The organism is Amycolatopsis albispora (genome assembly GCF_003312875.1).
Classification (GTDB): Bacteria; Actinomycetota; Actinomycetes; order Mycobacteriales; family Pseudonocardiaceae; genus Amycolatopsis; species Amycolatopsis albispora.
Map to the genome: position 1 here is coordinate 4,350,023 of NZ_CP015163.1, position 17,545 is coordinate 4,367,567.

Consider the following 17,545-nt stretch of genomic DNA (forward strand, 5'->3'; position numbering starts at 1 on the left):
CGTTTCTGCTGAATGACGTCCTGTGCACATCTAAGTTGCCGAACGAGATATGGTCAAGGCATGGATGACGCAGACCGGCGGCTGCTGGCGGAGTTGCAGCGGGACGCCACCCAGTCGTACGCCGCGCTCGGCCGGGCGATCGGCCTGTCGAGCGGCGCGGCGCACGAGCGGGTGCGGAAGCTGCGGGAGTCGGGCGTGATCCGGCGGACGGCGGTGGAGGTCGATCCGGTGGCGCTGGACTACGGGGTGCTGGCCTACGTCCAGGTGCACGCGAACGCCTGGATGGGCGACACGCACGACGCGCTCGCCGCCGTGCCGGAGATCGAAGAGGCCCACGTCGTCGCGGGCGCGGCGACGCTGGTGCTGAAGGTGCGCACGCGCGGAACCGAGGAGCTGCAAGGGGTGCTGCGGCGGTTGTACGAGATCGACGGCGTCACCGGCACGGAGGCGACGGTGGTGCTGGAGACCTTCTTCGAGCGGCCGGTGCACGTGGAATACTCCGGTTCGTGAGCACGATCCGGCGGGCGCGACGGGACGACGTGGCGAGCATCGCCACCATGCTGGCGGACGACGCGATCGGCTCGGGGCGGGAAGACCCGTCGGAGCTGGGCCCGTACTTCGCGGCCTTCGACGCCATCGACGCCGACCCGAACCAGGTACTGGTGGTGGCGGAGGCGGATGGCGTGCTGGTCGGGACGCTGCAGCTGTCGATCATCCCCGGCATGGCGCGGACAGGTGCTACGCGGGGCCAGATCGAGGGGGTTCGGGTGCACTCGAGCCAGCGGGGCACCGGGCTGGGGACCACGCTGCTGGAATGGGCCATCGACCAGGCGCGGACGCGGGGGTGCGCCATCGTGCAACTGACCTCGGACGCGCGGCGCACCGATGCACACCGGTTCTACGAACGCCTGGGCTTCGCCCCCACCCACACCGGCTTCAAACTGGAGTTCTGACACGAATGTGGCTTTGGGAGCGGATTTCGCCCCGAAAGCCACATTCGTGTCCGCGGCAGGCGGGCCCGGTTGTCACGAATGTGGCTTTCGGGACACCAAACGTCTCGAAAGCCACATTCGTGACACTCGCCGCGCCACCCACCAGCAAACCGGCGGCCGGGCGACCCACCAACAAACCGGCAGCCGGGCTACCCACCTGCACCAAAACCCACCCAGCCTTCCCATCCCCGGTCCACAGCCCAAAACACGGCGAAGGCCAGCTTGTCAAGGTACTCTTCCCAGCCTTGACAAGCTGGCCTTCGCCGTCGTCACACTAAAAAACCGGGGTGGCAACCCCAACGTCCTACCCGGTACCAGAAATCTTCGCGCTCCCCAGCACCAGATCCCCAGCCTCCGCATCCGGCCGGTACAGCACCACAACCTGCCCCGGAGCCACCCCCCGCAGCGGCTCCCGCAGCTCGACGAGCACGTCGTCCCCCGCAACCTCGGCCACCGCCGGGGCCAGGCCGCCGTGCGCCCGCACCTGCGCCACGCATTCCGTCGGCCCGTCAAGCGGCCCCGCCGGCCAAACCGCGCGGTCCGCGACGATCCGGCTCACGCCCAGGTCCCGCTGCGAACCGACCTTCACCGTGCCCGAAACCGGCTCCAGCGAAAGCACGTACCGCGGCCGCCCGTCCGGGGCAGGTGCCTCGATGCCCAAGCCCTTGCGCTGCCCGACGGTGAACCCGTGCACCCCCGTGTGCCGCCCGAGCACGGCACCGGTCTCCGCGTCGACCAGGTCACCCGGCCGCGCCCCGAGCCGCTTTTCCAGGAAGCTCTTGGTGTCCCCGTCCGGGATGAAGCAGATGTCGTGGCTGTCCGGCTTCTGCGCGACCGCCAGCTCCCGCCGCTCCGCCTCCGCCCGCACCTCGGTCTTCCACGAGTCGCCCAGCGGGAACATCGAGTGCCGCAGCTGCTCCGGCGTCAGCGAAGCGAGCACATAGGACTGGTCCTTACCGGAATCCACGCTGCGGCGCAGTTCCGGCACACCATCCACAATGGACAACCGCGCGTAGTGCCCGGTGGCCACCGCGTCGAAGCCGAGCGCCATCGCCTTGTCCAGCAGCGCCTCGAACTTGATCTTCTCGTTGCAGGTGACGCACGGGTTCGGGGTGCGACCGGCGGCGTACTCGCCGACGAAGGTCTCCACCACTTCCTCGGTGAACCGCTCGGCGAAGTCCCATACATAGAAGGGAATGCCGAGGATGTCCGCGGCACGCCGGGCGTCACGCGAGTCCTCGATCGTGCAGCACCCGCGTGAACCGGTGCGCAGCGTGCCGGGCTTCGCCGACAGGGCCAGGTGCACGCCGACCACCTCGTGGCCGGCCGCCACCGCGCGGGCGGCCGCGACCGCCGAATCCACGCCACCGCTCATCGCGGCCAATACGCGCATGCGTGTCACACCTCCGCCTTCGCCTTGCGCATTCCGGAAAGTCCTGCCTGCCGCGCCCGCGCAACCACCCCGCCGATCACCGCGCCCAGCGCCGCCACGTCCTCGCGGGTGGAGTTGTGCCCCAGCGAGAACCGCAGCGAACCGCGAGCCGATGCCGGTTCGGCACCCATCGCCAGCAGCACGTGGCTCGCCTGCGCCACCCCGGCGGTGCACGCCGAACCGGTGGAGCATTCGATGCCCTTGGCGTCGAGCAGCATCAGCAGGCTGTCCCCGGCGCACCCGGGGAAGGTGAAGTGCGCGTTGCCGGGGATCCGGTGCTCGGGGTGCCCGTTGAGCCGGGCGTCCGGCACCTCGCGCAGCACCGCGGTGACCAGTTCCTCACGCAACTCGCCGACCAGCTTCGCGTGCTCCGGCTGCGCCTCGACCGAGGCCTGCACGGCGACCGCGAAAGCGTGGATGGCGGGCACGTCGAGCGTGCCGGAACGCACGTCGCGCTCCTGGCCACCGCCGTGCAGCAGCGGGGTGCACGCCGTGTCGCGGCTGAGCAGCAGTGCCCCGACGCCGTACGGCCCGCCGATCTTGTGCCCGGTCAGCGTCAGCGCCGACGCACCGCTTTCGGCGAAGGACACCGGCACCGCGCCGACCGCCTGCACCGCGTCGGTGTGCAGCGGGATGCCGTGCTCGGCGCAGATCGCGGCCAGCTCGGCGATCGGATTGACCGTGCCGACCTCGTTGTTCGCCCACATCACCGTGGCCAGGGCGACGCCGCCGGGGTCGCGCTCGATCGCCGCGCGCAGGGTGGCCGGGTCGACCCGGCCGGTCTCGTCCACGGCGAGCCACTCGACCTCGGCGCCCGCGTGCTCGGCAAGCCACTCCGCGGTGTCCATCACCGCGTGGTGCTCGACCGCGCTGACCAGGAGGCGGCGCCGCTTGCCGTCCGCCGCGTTGCGCGCCCAGAAGATGCCCTTGACCGCCAGGTTGTCGCTCTCCGTGCCGCCGCCGGTGAAGATCACCTCGGACGGCCGGGCGCCCAGCGCCCCGGCCACGGTCTCCCTGGCCTCTTCGACCAGCCGCCGCGCGCGCCGCCCCGAAGAGTGCAGCGAGGAGGCATTGCCCACGGTGGACAAGGCCTCGGTCATCGCCTTGACGGCGGCGGGCACCATGGGGGTGGTAGCCGCGTGGTCGAGATAGGTCATCGCACCCACCAGGGTAGCCCCGGAGCGCGTGTGACGATGCTCACCTACCCTCGTTCCGGCCACCGCCGGGTCGCCAGCCAGCCGGCCAGCGCCACGCCCGCCATCGACGCCCCGACCACCGCCATTGCCGCCGACGGCCGCTCGGCCGAGCCGAAGGCGGTGAGCAGCACCCCGCCGAAGCCGACGGTCAGCGCCGAGCCGACCCAATCCCCCAGCTGGCTGGCCGACATGGTGAACCCGCGCTCGGCCACCGGCGAGTACCGCAGCAGGAGCAGCGAAACCGACGGCATCGCCAGCCCCATGCCGGCGCCGCCGATCGCGGTGCAGGCAAAGGCGAGCCAGCCCGGCGACCACGGTTGCGCCACCAGCACGAAGGTCGCCACACCGACCGCGACCAGCGCGAACCCGATGCGCAGCAACACCTCCCGCGACCAGTCGGGATACCGCCCCTGCAGCATCGACGCGGCCGACCAGCCGAGCGCGGTGACCGTCAGCGGCAGACCGGCCGTCGCCGGGCTGTAGCCGTGCACGCTGCTCAGCGTCAGCGGCAGGAACGCCTCCATGCCGAAGAACGCACCGGAAAGCAGGGCCCGCGCGCCGACCACGGTCGGCAGTCCGGCGCGCAGGGTGAGCGTGCCGGGCGGCAGCAGGCGCCGCAGCGAAAGCACCAGCGCCACCGCACCGGCCGCGCCGTACACCAGCGCCAGCGGTGACGGGTGCTGCGCGGCCCAGGTCAGCGCGGCCACACCGATCGCGACGACCACCGCCGACGGCACTCCGGCCCGCCGCTCGGTTTCGCCGGGCACGTGCGGTTCCATCCGCCGCACCACCGACAACAGCAGCGCGACCGCGATGCCCACCAGCGGGATCAGCCCGAGGAACACCCACCGCCAGCCGAAGCGCTCGGTGACCAGCCCGGCGATCGACGGCCCGAGCACGCCGGGCAGCACCCACGCCGCCGCGTTCGCCGCGTAGATCACCGGGCGTTCGCGGTCGGTGTAGACCAGCCCGATCAGCAGGGACACCGCCACCAGCACCAGCCCGGACCCGAAGCCCTGCAGCACCCGGCCGAGCAGCAGCAGCGGCATGTTCACCGCGGTCCCGGCGACCACCAGCCCGGCCAGGAACAGCAGCGGGCCGGTGAGCAGGCCCAGCTTCGGGCCGCGGGCGTCGCCGAGCCTGCCGGACAGCACGGTGGCCACCACGCTGGCGACCAGGAACGAGGTGAACGGCCAGGAGTACAGCGCGGTGCCGTCGAGATCGGCGACCATGGTCGGCATCGCCGTCGCCACGCCCATGTTCTCGAACGCGACGAGCGTGATCACCAGCAGGATGCCGGTGGTGGTGACGCGGTGCTCCCTGGTCCAGAGCACACCGCGGCCCTTGGCCAGGGTGTCGGTCATCGCCCCAGCCTGCTATCTCCACCTCGGTGGAGGTCAACTCACTTTCGCGCGTTCCGGCGAAGCGACCACGACCTTGCGGCGGCGCTGCGCGGGGATCGAGACGGTACCGAGCGCGGCCGACACCGCGGCTTCGGCGAGCCCGGCCAGTTCCCGGCGGTCCGCCGCCCGGCCCGGCGCGATTTCCGGGCAGACGAAGACTTCCAGCACCAGCCCGCGCAACCGGGCGACCCGGCGCAGCGAGGCGATCAGCGACTCCGGGCCGATGAACGCGGGCCAGGTGGTCTCCCGGCCGTCGGCCAGCCGGTAGCGCAGCGCGATCGGCCGGACCGGTACCCCGCCGTCGATCGCGGCCTGGAAGGTGGCCGTGGTGAACCGGCCGGACGCGCGACCGCACCAGGTGGTCGCCTCGGGCGTGACGTTGACCAGCGAACCACCGCGCAGCGCTTCGGCTAGTTCGTCCATTGTGGACTTCAAGGTGGTCAGCTTCTCGCGGTCCAGGAAGATCGTGCCCGCCTTGGACACCAGCAGTCCGAGCACCGGCCAGCCGGCGATCTCGCGCTTGGCCAGCGCCCGCATCGGGCGCACCGCGTTGATCGCGACGATGTCCAGCCAGGAGATGTGGTTGTTCACCACCAGCGCGCCACGGGCCGGGTCGCCCGCCAGGTCGGCACCGCCGTGCACCACCAGCCGGATGCCGAACGAGCGCAGCACGCCGCCGAACACCAGGCGCACCAGGCGGTCCCGCGCCCGGCCGCGCAGCACCAGCAGCGCCGGGACCGCCAGCAGCGCGGTCAGCACCATCAGGATCGCCGCGGTGAAGCGGAGCACGCGGCGGACGAAGTGGACGGTCGGCTCGCCGGTGGTGAGGCAGTGGTCACCACACGGCGACGGCGGCATCCACGGGTGCGTGCTCATCCCGCCGCTCCCAGGAAGAACTTCAGGTACCGCTCGTCGACGTTCTGCAGGTCGAGCAGCACCAGGAAGTCGGCGACGCCGAAGTCGGCGTCCAGCGCGGGCGGGCCGCACACCTTGGCGCCGAGCCGGACGTACCCCTTGATCAGCGGCGGCAGCACGGCCCGCGCCGGCCGGTCCACGTCCTCGTGGTGCCACGGGTGCAGCGGCCGCACGCGCAGTTCGTCGGCGGCGTAGTGCTTGGTGCGCAACAGATCCCAGACGCCGGCGGCGTAGCTGCCCCCGTCGGTCAGCGGGACCGAGGCGCAGCCGGCGAGGTAGCGGTGCCCGGACAGCAGCATGTAGCGGGCGATGCCCGCCCAGACCAGGCTGACCACGGCGCCGCTGCGGTGGTCGGGGTGCACGCAGGACCGGCCGGTCTCGACCAGCGAGCGGCGCAGGCCGGCCAGCGCGGTCAGGTCGAACTCGGTGTCCGAGTAGAGGCGCCCGGCTTCGGCGGCGCGCTCGGGCGGCAGCATGCGGTAGGTGCCGACGATCTCGCCGCTGTTGTCGTCGCGGACCACCAGGTGGTCGCAGAACCGGTCGAACTCGTCGATGTCGAGCCCGGGCTGCGGCGAGTGGAGGGTGGCGCCCATCTCCTCGGCGAAAACGCGGTGACGCAGGCGCTGGGCGGCGACCACTTCGTCGTTGTCGTTGGCGACGAGCAGCGAATAGCGGGGCGCGCCCGCCGGCAGCTCGACACCGGCCTGATCAGTGCTGACGAGCAGCTGTGATCGAGTCATACCCGTAGGTCTACGCCCGGGAAGAACCACCGGACCGGCCGCGCGGTGGCGTCTCGGTGCACGTTCAGTTAATAGCGGGTTCTCAGCCTCCTCTCAGGTACGAGGAGGCCGAGAACCCGCGAGGAAAGCGTCAGCCCTTGCGCTGGGCGACGGCCTCGGTCAGCTGCGGCGCGACGTTGAACAGGTCGCCCACCACGCCGAAGTCGGCGATCTCGAAGATCGGGGCCTCGGGGTCCTTGTTGACCGCGATGATCGTCTTCGAGGTCTGCATCCCGGCCCGGTGCTGGATCGCGCCGGAGATGCCCAGCGCGATGTACAGCTGCGGCGAGACCGTCTTACCGGTCTGGCCGACCTGGAACTGCGCCGGGTAGTAGCCGGAGTCGACCGCGGCACGCGACGCGCCGACGGCCGCGCCGAGTGAGTCGGCCAGCTTCTCCACCACGTCGAACTTCTCCGCCGAACCGACACCGCGGCCACCGGAGACCACGATCGAGGCCTCGGTCAGCTCGGGGCGGTCGCCGCCCACGATCGGCTCCACGCCGGTGATCTTGGCCGACTTGGCCGGGTCCACCGCGGGCAGCTCGACGGCCTCCTCCGCGGCGGCACCCTCGGCCTTCTCCGCCTCGACCGCGCCGGGGCGGACCGAGATGATCGGCGTGCCCTTGGCGGACTTCGACTTCACCGAGTACGCGCCACCGAAAACCGACTGCTCGACCGTGCCGTCGGAGTTGACCCCGACCACGTCGATCAGCAGACCGGCGTCCAGGCGCGCGGCGAGGCGGCCCGACACCTCCTTGCCCTCGGCGGTCGCGGACACCAGCACCGCGGCCGGGGAGGCCTTCTCGGCCAGCAGCGCGAGCGCGTCGACCTTCGGGGTGGCCAGGTAGGTGGCGGCCTCGGCGGACTCGGCCACGTACACCTTCGCGGCACCGTGGGCGGCCAGGCTGTCCTTGACCTTGGCGGCGGTGCCCGGCTCGCCGACCACCACGGCCGACGGCTCGCCGAGCGCGCGGGCCGCGGTCAGCAGCTCGAGCGTGGACTTCTTGACCTCACCGTCGACGTGGTCGACGAGGACCAGAACTTCAGACATGTTTCCCGTCTCCTCGCAAGTCTCAGATGATCTTCTGGCCGACCAGGTACTCGGCGACCTTCGTGCCGCCGTCGCCGTTGTCCTCGACGCGCTCACCCGCGGTGCGCGGGGGCTTCGGCGCGGCTTCCACCACGGCGGACCAGGCGTTGGCGAGGCCGACCTCACCCGCGTCGACCCCGAGGTCGGCGACGGTGAGCGTCTCCACCGGCTTCTTCTTCGCGGCCATGATGCCCTTGAAGGACGGGTACCGCGGCTCGTTGATCTTCTCGGTGACGCTGACCAGCGCGGGCAGGCTCGCCTCGAGGTGGGTCAGGCCCTCGTCCGCGGTCTCGCGGTCGACCTTGACCGAGGTGCCCTCGACGGTGAGCTGGCGGGCGTGGGTGAGCTGCGGCAGGCCGAGCAGCTCGGCCACGATCGCGGGTACCGCGCCGCCGCGGCCGTCGGAGGCCTCGTTCCCGGCGATCACCAGGTCCACGTTCTCCACCTTGCGCACCGCGGCGGCGATCACCTTCGCGGTGGCGAGCAGGTCGGAGCCGTGCAGCGCCGGGTCGGAAACGTGGATGGCCTTGTCGGCCCCCATCGAGAGCGCCTTGCGGATCGCGTCGGTGGCGCGGTCCGGGCCGACCGCGAGCACGGTCACCTCGCCCTCGCCGGCTTCCTTGATCTTCAGCGCTTCTTCGACCGCACGCTCGTTGATCTCGTCGAGCACCGCGTCGGCGGACTCGCGGTCAAGGGTGTGGTCGGACTCGCTGAGCTTGCGCTCGGAGTAGGTGTCGGGCACCTGCTTGACCAGGACAACGATGTTCGTCATGGGTCCTTCACGACCTCCCGTTATTTCGGGCGCCTCAGCGCGCCCGCAGGGCTGTACTCGCCGGTAGTTAAGCGCAGGTGCCCGGGTGGTGGCGCGCCGAGGTGACCGCATTCACCTGGATGAGCCAAATATCGGGACGATCGTCCCGTTAGTTGTCGGCGGACTGCGTACGGTGTGTGCTCCATCCCATCCAGTGGCATCGGGATTGCACCATTCGGACGCACTGGGGTTAGCCTGCCTGACTGTGGCGAACCACGTAGCCGTGATGACCGACTCGACCGCCTGCCTGCCCGAACAGCTCGCCGACCAGTGGGACATCGGCATCGCGCAGGTCCAGCTGCACGTCGGGGACCGACTCGACGACGAGCAGCGCTTCGCGCGCGCCGAGTTGCTGGCGGCCATGCGCGCCGGTCAGCCGGTCTCCACCTCGCCGCCCGATCCGGGTGCGTTCTTCTGGGCGTACCAGGACGCGATGAGCCGTGGCGCCACCGCGATCGTCAGCATCCACATCTCCGGGCGGATGTCCGCGACGGTGGAGGCGGCCAGGGAAGCCGCGCAGCAGGTGCAGATCCCGGTGCACGTGCTCGACAGCGGCACCACGGGCATGAGCCTGGGCTTCGCGGCGCTCTCCGCGGCCCGCGCGGCGGCTGCGGGCGCGGACCCGCGACGGGTGATCGAGGCCGCCGAGTACCGCTTCCGCACCAGCAAGGAACTGCTGTACGTGGACACCCTCGAATACCTCAAGCGCAGCGGCCGGATCGGCTCGGCGCAGGCGATGGTCGGCAGCGCGCTCTCCCTCAAGCCGCTGCTGACCGTGCGCGAGGGCGAGGTCGCCCCGCTGTCCAGGGTGCCCGGCCGCCGCCGCGCGCTGAACAAGCTGGTCGACCTCGCCACCAAGGAGGCACGCGGCAAGCCGGTGGACGTGGCACTGGTCCGGTTCGGCGACGACGAGCGCGTGCTGGAACTGGCCGAGCAGCTGCGGCACCGGATCCCGCAGGTGCGCGAGACCATGACGCTCGAAGCCAGCACGATCATCGGCGCGCACGTCGGGCCCGGCGCGCTGGGCATCACCGTTTCGCCGTCGAACTGAGCGGGTACCTGCCGGGGAACCGCGTGGACCCGCGGTTCGTTGTCGTGGCGAACCGGACAAACCGCCACGCGCAGGAGAGGACCAGAGATGGCATCGCTGTTCCAGAAGATCGCGCGGTTCGCCAGGAGCCCGCAGGGCAGGCGGACGATCGCGCAGGTCAAGCAGTACGCCAATGATCCCCGCAAGCGCCAGCAGGCCAAGGACGCGCTCGGCAAGTTGCGCGGCAAGAAGCCTCGCGGTTATTGATCCACGAGGGCTCCCCGCTGAGTTTTTTGCCCCGCTGAGTTTTCGGCCCCGCCTCCGGCGGGGCGGCGAGGTCGCTTTTGGGCCGATGACTGGAGCGGGCTCTGGCCACGGCCTTGGGGGCCGAGTCCAGAGCCCGCTCCAGTCATCGGCGCGACCTCGCAGGTGGGGCCGGGGCTACGCGGCCGCGGGTTTTGCGGGGGCGCGCCGCTTTCCTGGGACTAGCAGCACGGCCAGGGCGACGAGGGTGCCTGCTACCAGGCCGACGGCGTTGAGCACCTGGTCCACCGGCTCCAGCAGGTGCAGGTGGATCAGGTGGTACGTGGTGTGCGGCACGCCGAGCACCAGCCAGGCCGCCCCGGCCAGGCGCGCGGCGCCGGTGGTCTTCAGGCCGAGCGCGCCCGCGGCGACCACGCCCAGCGCCAGGAACATGGCCCCCACATCGCGGACCAGGTGCTCGTTGAACGGCCCGTCGGCCGAGACCCAGCCGCTGCGGAAGCCGGGGAAGTCCAGGTAGAAGGAGTCCGGGAGGAAGCAGGCCCAGACCCCGGTGGCGAATCCGACGAGAGCGAACAGCGCCAGCGCGGCGCGCGTGAATGTCGACTGCATGACCTTTGGACTGGGTAGCCCCGCCGAATGTGACAGGGTGAGCCGGTGACCACCCCCGCCGAGGCCCTGCACCTCACCGGAGAACGCACCGTGCCGGACGTGCCGGAGGAGAACTACTGGTTCCGGCGCCACGAAGCCGCGTACGCCGCCCTGCTCCCCTACTGCGCCGGTGCGACGGTGCTGGAGGCCGGGTGTGGCGAAGGTTACGGCGCCGGGCTGATCGCCACCTCCGCCCCGCGGGTGCTCGCGCTGGACTACGACGAGCCGACCACCGCGCACGTGGCCCGGCGCTACCCGGCGCTCGACGTGATCCGCGGCAATCTCGCCTGCCTGCCGCTGCGTTCGTCCACTGTGGACGTGGTGGCGAACTTCCAGGTGATCGAGCACCTCTGGGACCAGGGCGGGTTCCTCGCCGAATGCCTGCGGGTGCTGCGCCCCGGCGGGCGGCTGCTGGTGACCACGCCGAACCGGCTCACCTTCACCCCGGACAGCGACGTCCCGCTGAACCCGTACCACACCAGGGAACTCTCGGCCGCCGAGCTGGACGAGCTGCTGCGCGAAGCGGGCTTCGAGGTGGAACTGCTGCACGGGCTGCACCACGGCCCGGCGGTGCGCGCGCTCGACGAGCGGTACGGCGGCTCGATCATCCAGGCGCAGCTCGACGTGGTGATGGGCTCGCTGCCCGGCCAGGCCACCTGGCCGCCCGAGTTGCTCGCCGACGTCGATTCCATCCGCACCGGCGACTTCGTGGTGCACGGTGACGACCTCGACGCGAGCCTGGACCTGGTCGCCGTGGCGGTGCGGCCGTGAGCGAGCACGAGGGCACCTTCTGCCTGGTGCTGCACAGCCACCTGCCGTGGCTGGCGCACCACGGTTCCTGGCCGGTCGGCGAGGAATGGCTGTACCAGGCGTGGGCGCATTCGTACCTGCCGGTGGTGGACCTGCTGCGCCGCTTCGCCGACGAGGGCAAGCGCGACGTGCTCACCCTGGGCGTCACGCCGGTACTGGCCGCGCAGCTGGACGACCCGTACTGCCTGCGCAACTTCCACCACTGGCTCGGGCACTGGCAGCTGCGGGCTCGGCACGCGTCCACGCTGTGGTCCGGCGACCCGCTGCTCCGCTCACTGGCCGCCGCCGAGCACCTGGCCGCCGACCACGCCTGTGAGGAACTGGAAACCCGCTGGCGGCACGGGTTTTCGCCGGTGCTGCGGTCCCTTGTGGACGCCGGGACGATCGAGCTGCTCGGCGGCCCGGCCACGCACCCGTTCCAGCCGCTGCTCGACCCGCGGGTGCGTACCTTCGCGCTGCGCACCGGGCTCACCGACACGCAACTGCGCATCGGGCACCGACCGGCCGGCATCTGGGCGCCGGAATGCGGGTACGCGCCGGGCATGGAGGCCGACTACGCGGCGGCGGGCGTGCAGCGGTTCCTGGTGGACGGGCCTTCGCTGCGCGGGGACACCTCCGCGGCCCGCACCGTCGGTTCGTCGGACGTGGTGTGCTTCGGGCGCGATCTCGAGGTCACCTACCGGGTCTGGTCACCGAAGGCTGGGTATCCGGGGCACGGCTCGTACCGGGACTTCCACACCTGGGCACACGAAGTCGGGCTCAAGCCGTCGCGCGTGACCGGCAAGCAGATCGAACCGGCGGACAAGGCGCCCTACGACCCGGCGCTGGCCGCGGACACGCTTCGCTTGCACGTCAAGGACTTCGTGGACACCGTGGTGACGCGGCTGCGTTCGCTGCGGGAGCAGCACGGGCGCGAATCGCTGGTGGTGGCCGCGTACGACACGGAGTTGTTCGGGCACTGGTGGCACGAAGGCCCGGCGTGGCTGGAGGCCGTGCTGCGCGCGCTGCCGGAAGCCGGGGTGCGGGTGACCACGCTGCAGGGTGCGCTGGACGCCGGTCACCTGGGCGCGCCGGTCGAGCTGCCCGCGTCCTCGTGGGGTTCGGGCAAGGACTGGCGGGTGTGGGACGGCGAGCAGGTCGCCGACATGGTCACCGCGAACACCGAGTTGCAGCGGCGCCTGCTCGCCCTGCCGCCCGCCGCGCCGGGCCACCGCGACCCGGTGCGGGACCAGCTGGTGACCGAGGCGCTGCTGGCGCTGTCCAGCGACTGGGCGTTCATGGTCACCAAGGACTCCGCGGCCGACTACGCTCGGCGGCGGGCACGCGTGCACACCGAGCGCTTCGACGCGCTGGCCGGTGGCCACGGGACCCGGTCGGACGACCGGCCGTTCGGGCACCTCGATGCCCGCGATCTGTAAGGGGATTTCTGATGGGTATCAAGGACATTCCGGTGGAGACCCTCGACGGTGAGCCGACCACGCTCGGCGCGCTGGGCGAGAAGGTGCTGCTGGTGGTGAACGTGGCGTCGAAGTGCGGGCTGACACCGCAGTACACCGGGCTGGAGAAGTTGCAGGAGCGCTTCGGCTCGCGGGGGTTCTCCGTGGCCGGCTTCCCGTGCAACCAGTTCGCCGGGCAGGAGCCGGGCAGCGCCGAGGAAATCCGCACGTTCTGCTCGACCACGTACGGCGTGACCTTCCCGCTGTTCGCCAAGATCGAGGTGAACGGCGACGGGCGGCACCCGCTCTACGCCTCGCTGACCGAGTTCGCCGACGCCGACGGTGAAGCGGGCGATGTGCAGTGGAACTTCGAGAAGTTCCTCGTCGGCACGGACGGCGAAGTGCTGGCCCGGTTCCGGCCGCGCACCGACCCGGAAGACGAGGCCGTGGTCAAGGCCATCGAAGCCGCCTTGCCCTGATCGTGTCCATTCTGGCGATGGCCGATCTGGCCACCCCGATGGCCATTCGCGTGGCCGCGACGCTCGGCCTGGCCGAGCACGAAGGAACCGCGCAGGACCTCGCCACCGCGACGGGAACTTCGGCCCCGGCGCTGGAATGCCTGCTCGACCACCTCGTCGCGGCCGGGGTGTTCGAAGTGGACTCCGGCCGGTACCGGCCCACGGCGCTCGGCGCGCAGCTGCGTGAGGAATGGCCGAAGCTGCTGCTCGACATCAACCGCGCCGGTGGCCGGGCCGAACTCGCTTTCGCCGATCTCCTGGGCACGATCACCACCGGCGCGCCCGCGTACCCGCGGCGGTACGGGCGGGATTTCTGGGCGGATCTCGACGCGCACCCGGAACTGCGGCGCTCGTTCGACGCGCAGATGAACTGGCGGTTCCGCGAACAGGCCGGGCAACTCGCCGACCGCTTCGACTGGGGCCGGTTCGGGACGGTCGTGGACGTCGGCGGTGGGGACGGGCAGGTGCTCGCGGCGATCCTGACCGCGCATCCCGGGCTGCGGGGTCAGGTGGTGGAACTGGCACCGACCGCCGACGCCGCCCGCGCCCGCTTCGAAGCGGCCGGGCTCGGCGACCGGGCGAATGCCGTCACCGGCAGCTTCTTCGACCCGCTGCCCACCGGCGCCGACGCGTACCTGCTGTCCGACATCCTCCACGACTGGGACGACGACAACGCCCGGGCGATCCTCACGCGCTGCCGCGAGACGGGCGGCACCGTCGTGGTCATCGAGCCGCTGCGAGGCGAAGGCGCCACCACCGGGATCGACCTGTTCATGCTGATGTGCTTCGGGGGCCGGGAACGCACGGTCGCCGAACTGACCGCGCTGGCCGAGGACTGCGGCCTGCGCCGGCGGTCGGTCACGCCGGTCGCGGACGGGCGCACGGCACTGGAGTTCACCGCGGGCTGAGGCGGGGCCGGGTGTGCCGTGCGGCGAGCACTCCGCGCGGTACCGCCCGGCCCCGCCCACCCCGGGGACGGCCTGGCGGGCCGCGAGTGACCGGTGGCTGTGCACGCCTGACCGGCCGCTCGCGGCCCCTGGTCACACGGCGGCCGCGGCGAAGTTCTGCACCACCTCGTCCAGCGGCCGCCGTGTGGTGGCGGGGAGCGGCTCGGCGTTCAGCCTCGCCCAGCCCAGGCGGCACACCACCTGCGGGTGCGCGCCGTCGAGCACTTCCTTCGCCAGGGTCGGGCGCACGTCGATGCTCCCGAGCGGATCGGTCAGCGCGCAGCTGGCCAGGCCGAGCCCGGTGGCCGACAGCAGGACCTCGCTCATCGCCTCCCCCGCGCGCAACCGCGCCGCCCGGTCGTCGGCGCGGGTGCCGAGCACCAGCAGCACCGATTCGTGGTCGTGGTCCGGCACGCTCGGCGGCCAGTGCCCGCGCCACGCGGCGAGTTCGAGCAGCACGGCGGGCCCCAGCAGCTGGTGGCGGGCGCATTCGGCGAGCGCCCGCACCAGCTGTGGCCGCGCCCTGCGGTCGGTGACGGCGCGCACCAGCACGCCGGCGGTTTGGGCGCGGTCGATCACCAGGGACACGTGTGCTTCCGGCGGCCGCCGCGGGTCGTAGCGGCGCCGGTCGGAGCGCCGTCGCGGAATGGCCGCGGCCAGCGCCACCTCGTCGGCACCCGGCTCGCCGGGATACGGCTCGATCTCGGCCAGGTGGTCCGGCTCGGCCGGGTCGGGCAGCCGGTACACCCGCGTGCGCCAGCCCTGCACGGCGAACCCGATCCGCAGGTGGTGCAACGCGGCCCCGCAGGCGAGCAGCAGCTCGGGCCCATTCGGATCGGTCTCGCGCACCTGGCGGTCGCGCCCGGCGCAGAGGTGCACGGTCCGGCCGCCGAGCCGCCACCGCCACGGCTGCGAGTTGTGCACCGAAGGCGCGCGCACGGCCAGCTCGATCGCGGTCCGCACGGTCCGCTCGTCGGGGTTCATCGCGCGCCTCCTTCACCGGGAAAGGGCTCGTGCTCGACGATCGCACAGCCAGCGGCCGGGCCCGCAGGGCCGAAAGTCCCCGGACGGCAGGGACTTCCGCCGGTACCGCTCAGGGCAGCGGCACCGACCAGAGCAGGCTGGTGCCCCCTTCGGGCGAAGCCTGCACGTGCAGCGTGCCACCGGCGTCCGCGGCCCGTGCCGCCAGCGCGGCGAGTCCACTGTGGACCGATTCGGGCGAACGGCCGGTGCCGTCGTCGGTGACGCCGATGCTCAGCTCGTTCTCCACCGCCACCGCCACGGTGACCGACCGCGCCTTGGCGTGCCGCACGGTGTTGCCCACCGCCTCGCGCACCACCGCCTCGGCGTGCGCGGCCAGCTCGGGCGGGACCACGCTGAGCGGACCGGACATCCGCACGATCGCCCGCACCCCGGTGCCGTCGGTCAGCTCGTCGATCGCCTGCTGGAGCCGCCGTCGCAGCCAGGTCGCGCCCGCCGGATCGCCGTGCAGGTCGAAGATCGTGCCGCGGATTTCGCGGACCACCTCCTGCAGGTCCTCGACGCAGTCGGTCAGCCGCCGCCGGAGTTCGGGTGCTTCGATCGAGCGGCCGAGGGTCTGCAGCGAAAGGCCGACCGCGAACAGCCGCTGGATCACGTGGTCGTGCAGTTCACCGGCGATCCGGTCGCGCTCGTTGAGCAGGTCCAGCTCGTGCCGGCGCACCTGCTCCCGCGCGGTGTGCACGGCCAGCGCGGCCTGCTCGGCGAAGCCGGTGGCCAGCGGCACCCTGTCCGCCGAGAAAACCGGCTTTCCCTTGTCCCGCAACGCGATCAGCACACCCAGCACGGCGTCACCGAGCCGCAGCGGTACCGCCAGCGAGGCACCCGACTCCTCGTCGAGGCCGGGTCCCGGGGTCACTGAGCGGCGGGGTTTCCCGGTCCGGAACGCGGCACCGCCGATCGTGCCGTCGACCGGGAACCGCCGTCCGTCGAAGGCGGCCTCAGCCCGTCCCGCGCCGGCGACGACCACCAGTTCGTCCCGCTCGGGCAACGCGAGCAGGACGTGGTCGGCGCCGATCAGCTCACGGGCACGGACCACGACCAGGCGGAGGACCTCACCCTCGGTCACACGAACCAGATTCGCACCCGGTCCCGCCGAAGGACAGCGCCGACCAGGCGATCAGCGACGCTGCCCGCGCAACCGGGTGGCCAGCACCGCCGCCTGCGTGCGCCGCTGCATGCCGAGTTTCGTGAGCAGGCGCGAAACGTAGTTCTTCACGGTCTTCTCGGCCAGGTTCATCCGCGCGGCGATCTGGCGGTTGGTCAGGCCGTCGCTGATGAAGCCGAGCAGTTCCCGCTCGCGGTCGGACAACCCGGCGAGCGGGCCGTCGGCGGCCACGTCGGCCCGCAGCTTGGCCATCAGCGCGGCGGCCGCGCGGTTGTCCAGCAGCGAAAGGCCGGAACCGACGTCGCGCACCGCGGACACCAGCCGCACGCCGTCGATGTCCTTGATCACGTAACCGCCCGCGCCGGCCAGTATCGCGTCGAGCATGGCCTGCTCGTCGGTGAACGAGGTGAGCATCAGGCAGTGCAGGCCGGGCAGGCGTGAGCGCAGGTCGCGGCACAGCTCCACCCCGTTGCCGTCGGGCAGGCGCACGTCGAGCACCGCGACGTCCGGCCGCAGCGCGGGAATCCTGGCCATCGCCTGCGCCGCCGTGCCCGCCTCGCCGACCACCTCCAGCTCCGGATCCGCTTCGAGCAGGTGCGCCACCCCGCGCCGGACCACCTCGTGGTCGTCGACCAGGAAGACGCCGATCATCGCCCGTCGCCCATCCGGGTGCCGGACGCCAGCTTCACGGTGATCTTGAGGAACCGATCGGCGCCGGAGGTGGCCCACGGTGGCGGGGCGGACAGCTCGGGCAGCGCGGCCAGTTCGGTGACTTCGGTCCGGTCGGAGATCTCGGTGGCGTGCCCGACCACGCTCACCGTCCAGCCGTCGGCCAGGTCGGCGGAGAGCCGGTCGGCCTGGAAGGCCACCACCGCGTTGCGCACCGCGGCGGGCAGTTCGCTATCGCCGGGACTGCGGATGATCACCGCGCCTTCGCGCATCGTGTACGCGACCAGGTCGATCGCCGGCATCGCGTGCTTGGTGTACACCACCCGCCCCACCCCCGCCCTTCCCAGCAGGCGCAGGCATTCGCCGTGGCTCAGCGACTCCGCGCGCGAACCGCCCATGTTTTCCTCCGGTGTGCTTCCCCGGCGCACCGGCTCAACCTGGCAAACCCGGCGCGCGACG

General features: G+C 71.8%; 20 protein-coding genes. 8 read left to right on the forward strand and 12 right to left on the reverse strand.

All coding sequences use genetic code 11. The features are described 5' to 3' along the window. Window positions 1–60: 60 nt before the first annotated feature. Window positions 61–510, forward strand: a complete 450-nt coding sequence (locus A4R43_RS20305) for an Lrp/AsnC family transcriptional regulator (RefSeq protein ID WP_113693778.1) — start codon at window positions 61–63, stop codon at window positions 508–510. Window positions 511–557: 47 nt separating this feature from the next. Then, a complete protein-coding gene (locus tag A4R43_RS20310) occupies window positions 558–953 on the forward strand; it encodes a GNAT family N-acetyltransferase (protein WP_113697754.1) in 396 nt (131 codons plus the stop codon). 343 nt (window positions 954–1,296) lie between these two features. Here A4R43_RS20310 and mnmA read toward each other — a convergent pair whose 3' ends face one another. The 7 genes from mnmA to A4R43_RS20345 form a co-directional block, all read right to left on the reverse strand. Beyond that, a complete protein-coding gene (mnmA, locus tag A4R43_RS20315; RefSeq protein WP_113693779.1) occupies window positions 1,297–2,385 on the reverse strand; it encodes a tRNA 2-thiouridine(34) synthase MnmA in 1,089 nt (362 codons plus the stop codon). Window positions 2,386–2,390: 5 nt separating this feature from the next. Beyond that, on the reverse strand, window positions 2,391–3,581 hold the full coding sequence (locus tag A4R43_RS20320) for a cysteine desulfurase family protein (RefSeq protein ID WP_113693780.1): 1,191 nt from the start codon (window positions 3,579–3,581) through the stop codon (window positions 2,391–2,393). A 44-nt stretch (window positions 3,582–3,625) separates the two neighbouring features. Beyond that, window positions 3,626–4,984 carry an MFS transporter gene (locus tag A4R43_RS20325; protein ID WP_113693781.1) on the reverse strand — a complete coding sequence of 453 codons (1,359 nt, stop codon included), beginning with the start codon at window positions 4,982–4,984 and terminating at the stop codon, window positions 3,626–3,628. A gap of 33 nt (window positions 4,985–5,017) precedes the next feature. Next, window positions 5,018–5,899 (reverse strand): lysophospholipid acyltransferase family protein, encoded by an 882-nt coding sequence (locus A4R43_RS20330; RefSeq protein ID WP_113693782.1) that lies wholly within the window; start codon window positions 5,897–5,899, stop codon window positions 5,018–5,020. Continuing rightward, window positions 5,896–6,678: a GNAT family N-acetyltransferase gene (locus tag A4R43_RS20335; protein ID WP_113693783.1), complete on the reverse strand. Its 783-nt coding sequence runs from the start codon at window positions 6,676–6,678 to the stop codon at window positions 5,896–5,898. The genes A4R43_RS20330 and A4R43_RS20335 overlap by 4 nt, the downstream gene beginning before the upstream one ends. 130 nt (window positions 6,679–6,808) lie before the next feature. Continuing rightward, entirely contained in the window at window positions 6,809–7,768 is a 960-nt protein-coding gene (locus A4R43_RS20340; RefSeq protein ID WP_113693784.1) for an electron transfer flavoprotein subunit alpha/FixB family protein, read from the reverse strand. A 22-nt stretch (window positions 7,769–7,790) separates the two neighbouring features. After that, window positions 7,791–8,579, reverse strand: coding sequence for an electron transfer flavoprotein subunit beta/FixA family protein (locus A4R43_RS20345; protein ID WP_113693785.1), 789 nt, complete (start codon window positions 8,577–8,579; stop codon window positions 7,791–7,793). A gap of 265 nt (window positions 8,580–8,844) precedes the next feature. Between A4R43_RS20345 and A4R43_RS20350 the strand changes: the two genes are divergently transcribed. Continuing rightward, on the forward strand, window positions 8,845–9,669 hold the full coding sequence (locus A4R43_RS20350) for a DegV family protein (protein WP_205215384.1): 825 nt from the start codon (window positions 8,845–8,847) through the stop codon (window positions 9,667–9,669). Window positions 9,670–9,756: 87 nt separating this feature from the next. Next, on the forward strand, window positions 9,757–9,915 hold the full coding sequence (locus tag A4R43_RS43370) for a hypothetical protein (RefSeq protein ID WP_205215385.1): 159 nt from the start codon (window positions 9,757–9,759) through the stop codon (window positions 9,913–9,915). Window positions 9,916–10,089: 174 nt separating this feature from the next. Here the strand turns inward: A4R43_RS43370 and A4R43_RS20355 are convergent, their stop codons facing one another. Then, a complete protein-coding gene (locus A4R43_RS20355) occupies window positions 10,090–10,521 on the reverse strand; it encodes a hypothetical protein (protein WP_113693787.1) in 432 nt (143 codons plus the stop codon). Between the two features lie 45 nt (window positions 10,522–10,566). Between A4R43_RS20355 and A4R43_RS20360 the strand changes: the two genes are divergently transcribed. The 4 genes from A4R43_RS20360 to A4R43_RS20375 are packed head-to-tail and all read left to right on the forward strand — an operon-like array spanning window position 10,567 to window position 14,232. Further along, window positions 10,567–11,331 (forward strand): class I SAM-dependent methyltransferase, encoded by a 765-nt coding sequence (locus A4R43_RS20360; RefSeq protein ID WP_113693788.1) that lies wholly within the window; start codon window positions 10,567–10,569, stop codon window positions 11,329–11,331. Beyond that, a complete protein-coding gene (locus A4R43_RS20365) occupies window positions 11,328–12,788 on the forward strand; it encodes a glycoside hydrolase family 57 protein (protein ID WP_113693789.1) in 1,461 nt (486 codons plus the stop codon). The genes A4R43_RS20360 and A4R43_RS20365 overlap by 4 nt, the downstream gene beginning before the upstream one ends. A gap of 11 nt (window positions 12,789–12,799) precedes the next feature. Beyond that, window positions 12,800–13,285, forward strand: coding sequence for a glutathione peroxidase (locus A4R43_RS20370; RefSeq protein WP_113693790.1), 486 nt, complete (start codon window positions 12,800–12,802; stop codon window positions 13,283–13,285). Between the two features lie 17 nt (window positions 13,286–13,302). Beyond that, window positions 13,303–14,232 (forward strand): methyltransferase, encoded by a 930-nt coding sequence (locus tag A4R43_RS20375; RefSeq protein ID WP_113697755.1) that lies wholly within the window; start codon window positions 13,303–13,305, stop codon window positions 14,230–14,232. Window positions 14,233–14,364: 132 nt separating this feature from the next. Here the strand turns inward: A4R43_RS20375 and A4R43_RS20380 are convergent, their stop codons facing one another. From A4R43_RS20380 to A4R43_RS20395, 4 genes are all read right to left on the reverse strand, one after another. After that, on the reverse strand, window positions 14,365–15,255 hold the full coding sequence (locus tag A4R43_RS20380; protein WP_113693791.1) for a nitroreductase family protein: 891 nt from the start codon (window positions 15,253–15,255) through the stop codon (window positions 14,365–14,367). 109 nt (window positions 15,256–15,364) lie between these two features. Further along, window positions 15,365–16,378 carry a GAF domain-containing sensor histidine kinase gene (locus tag A4R43_RS20385; protein ID WP_113693792.1) on the reverse strand — a complete coding sequence of 338 codons (1,014 nt, stop codon included), beginning with the start codon at window positions 16,376–16,378 and terminating at the stop codon, window positions 15,365–15,367. A 51-nt stretch (window positions 16,379–16,429) separates the two neighbouring features. Then, window positions 16,430–17,068 carry a response regulator gene (locus A4R43_RS20390; protein WP_113693793.1) on the reverse strand — a complete coding sequence of 213 codons (639 nt, stop codon included), beginning with the start codon at window positions 17,066–17,068 and terminating at the stop codon, window positions 16,430–16,432. Then, on the reverse strand, window positions 17,065–17,484 hold the full coding sequence (locus A4R43_RS20395) for a pyridoxamine 5'-phosphate oxidase family protein (protein WP_113693794.1): 420 nt from the start codon (window positions 17,482–17,484) through the stop codon (window positions 17,065–17,067). The genes A4R43_RS20390 and A4R43_RS20395 overlap by 4 nt, the downstream gene beginning before the upstream one ends. Window positions 17,485–17,545: the final 61 nt, after the last annotated feature.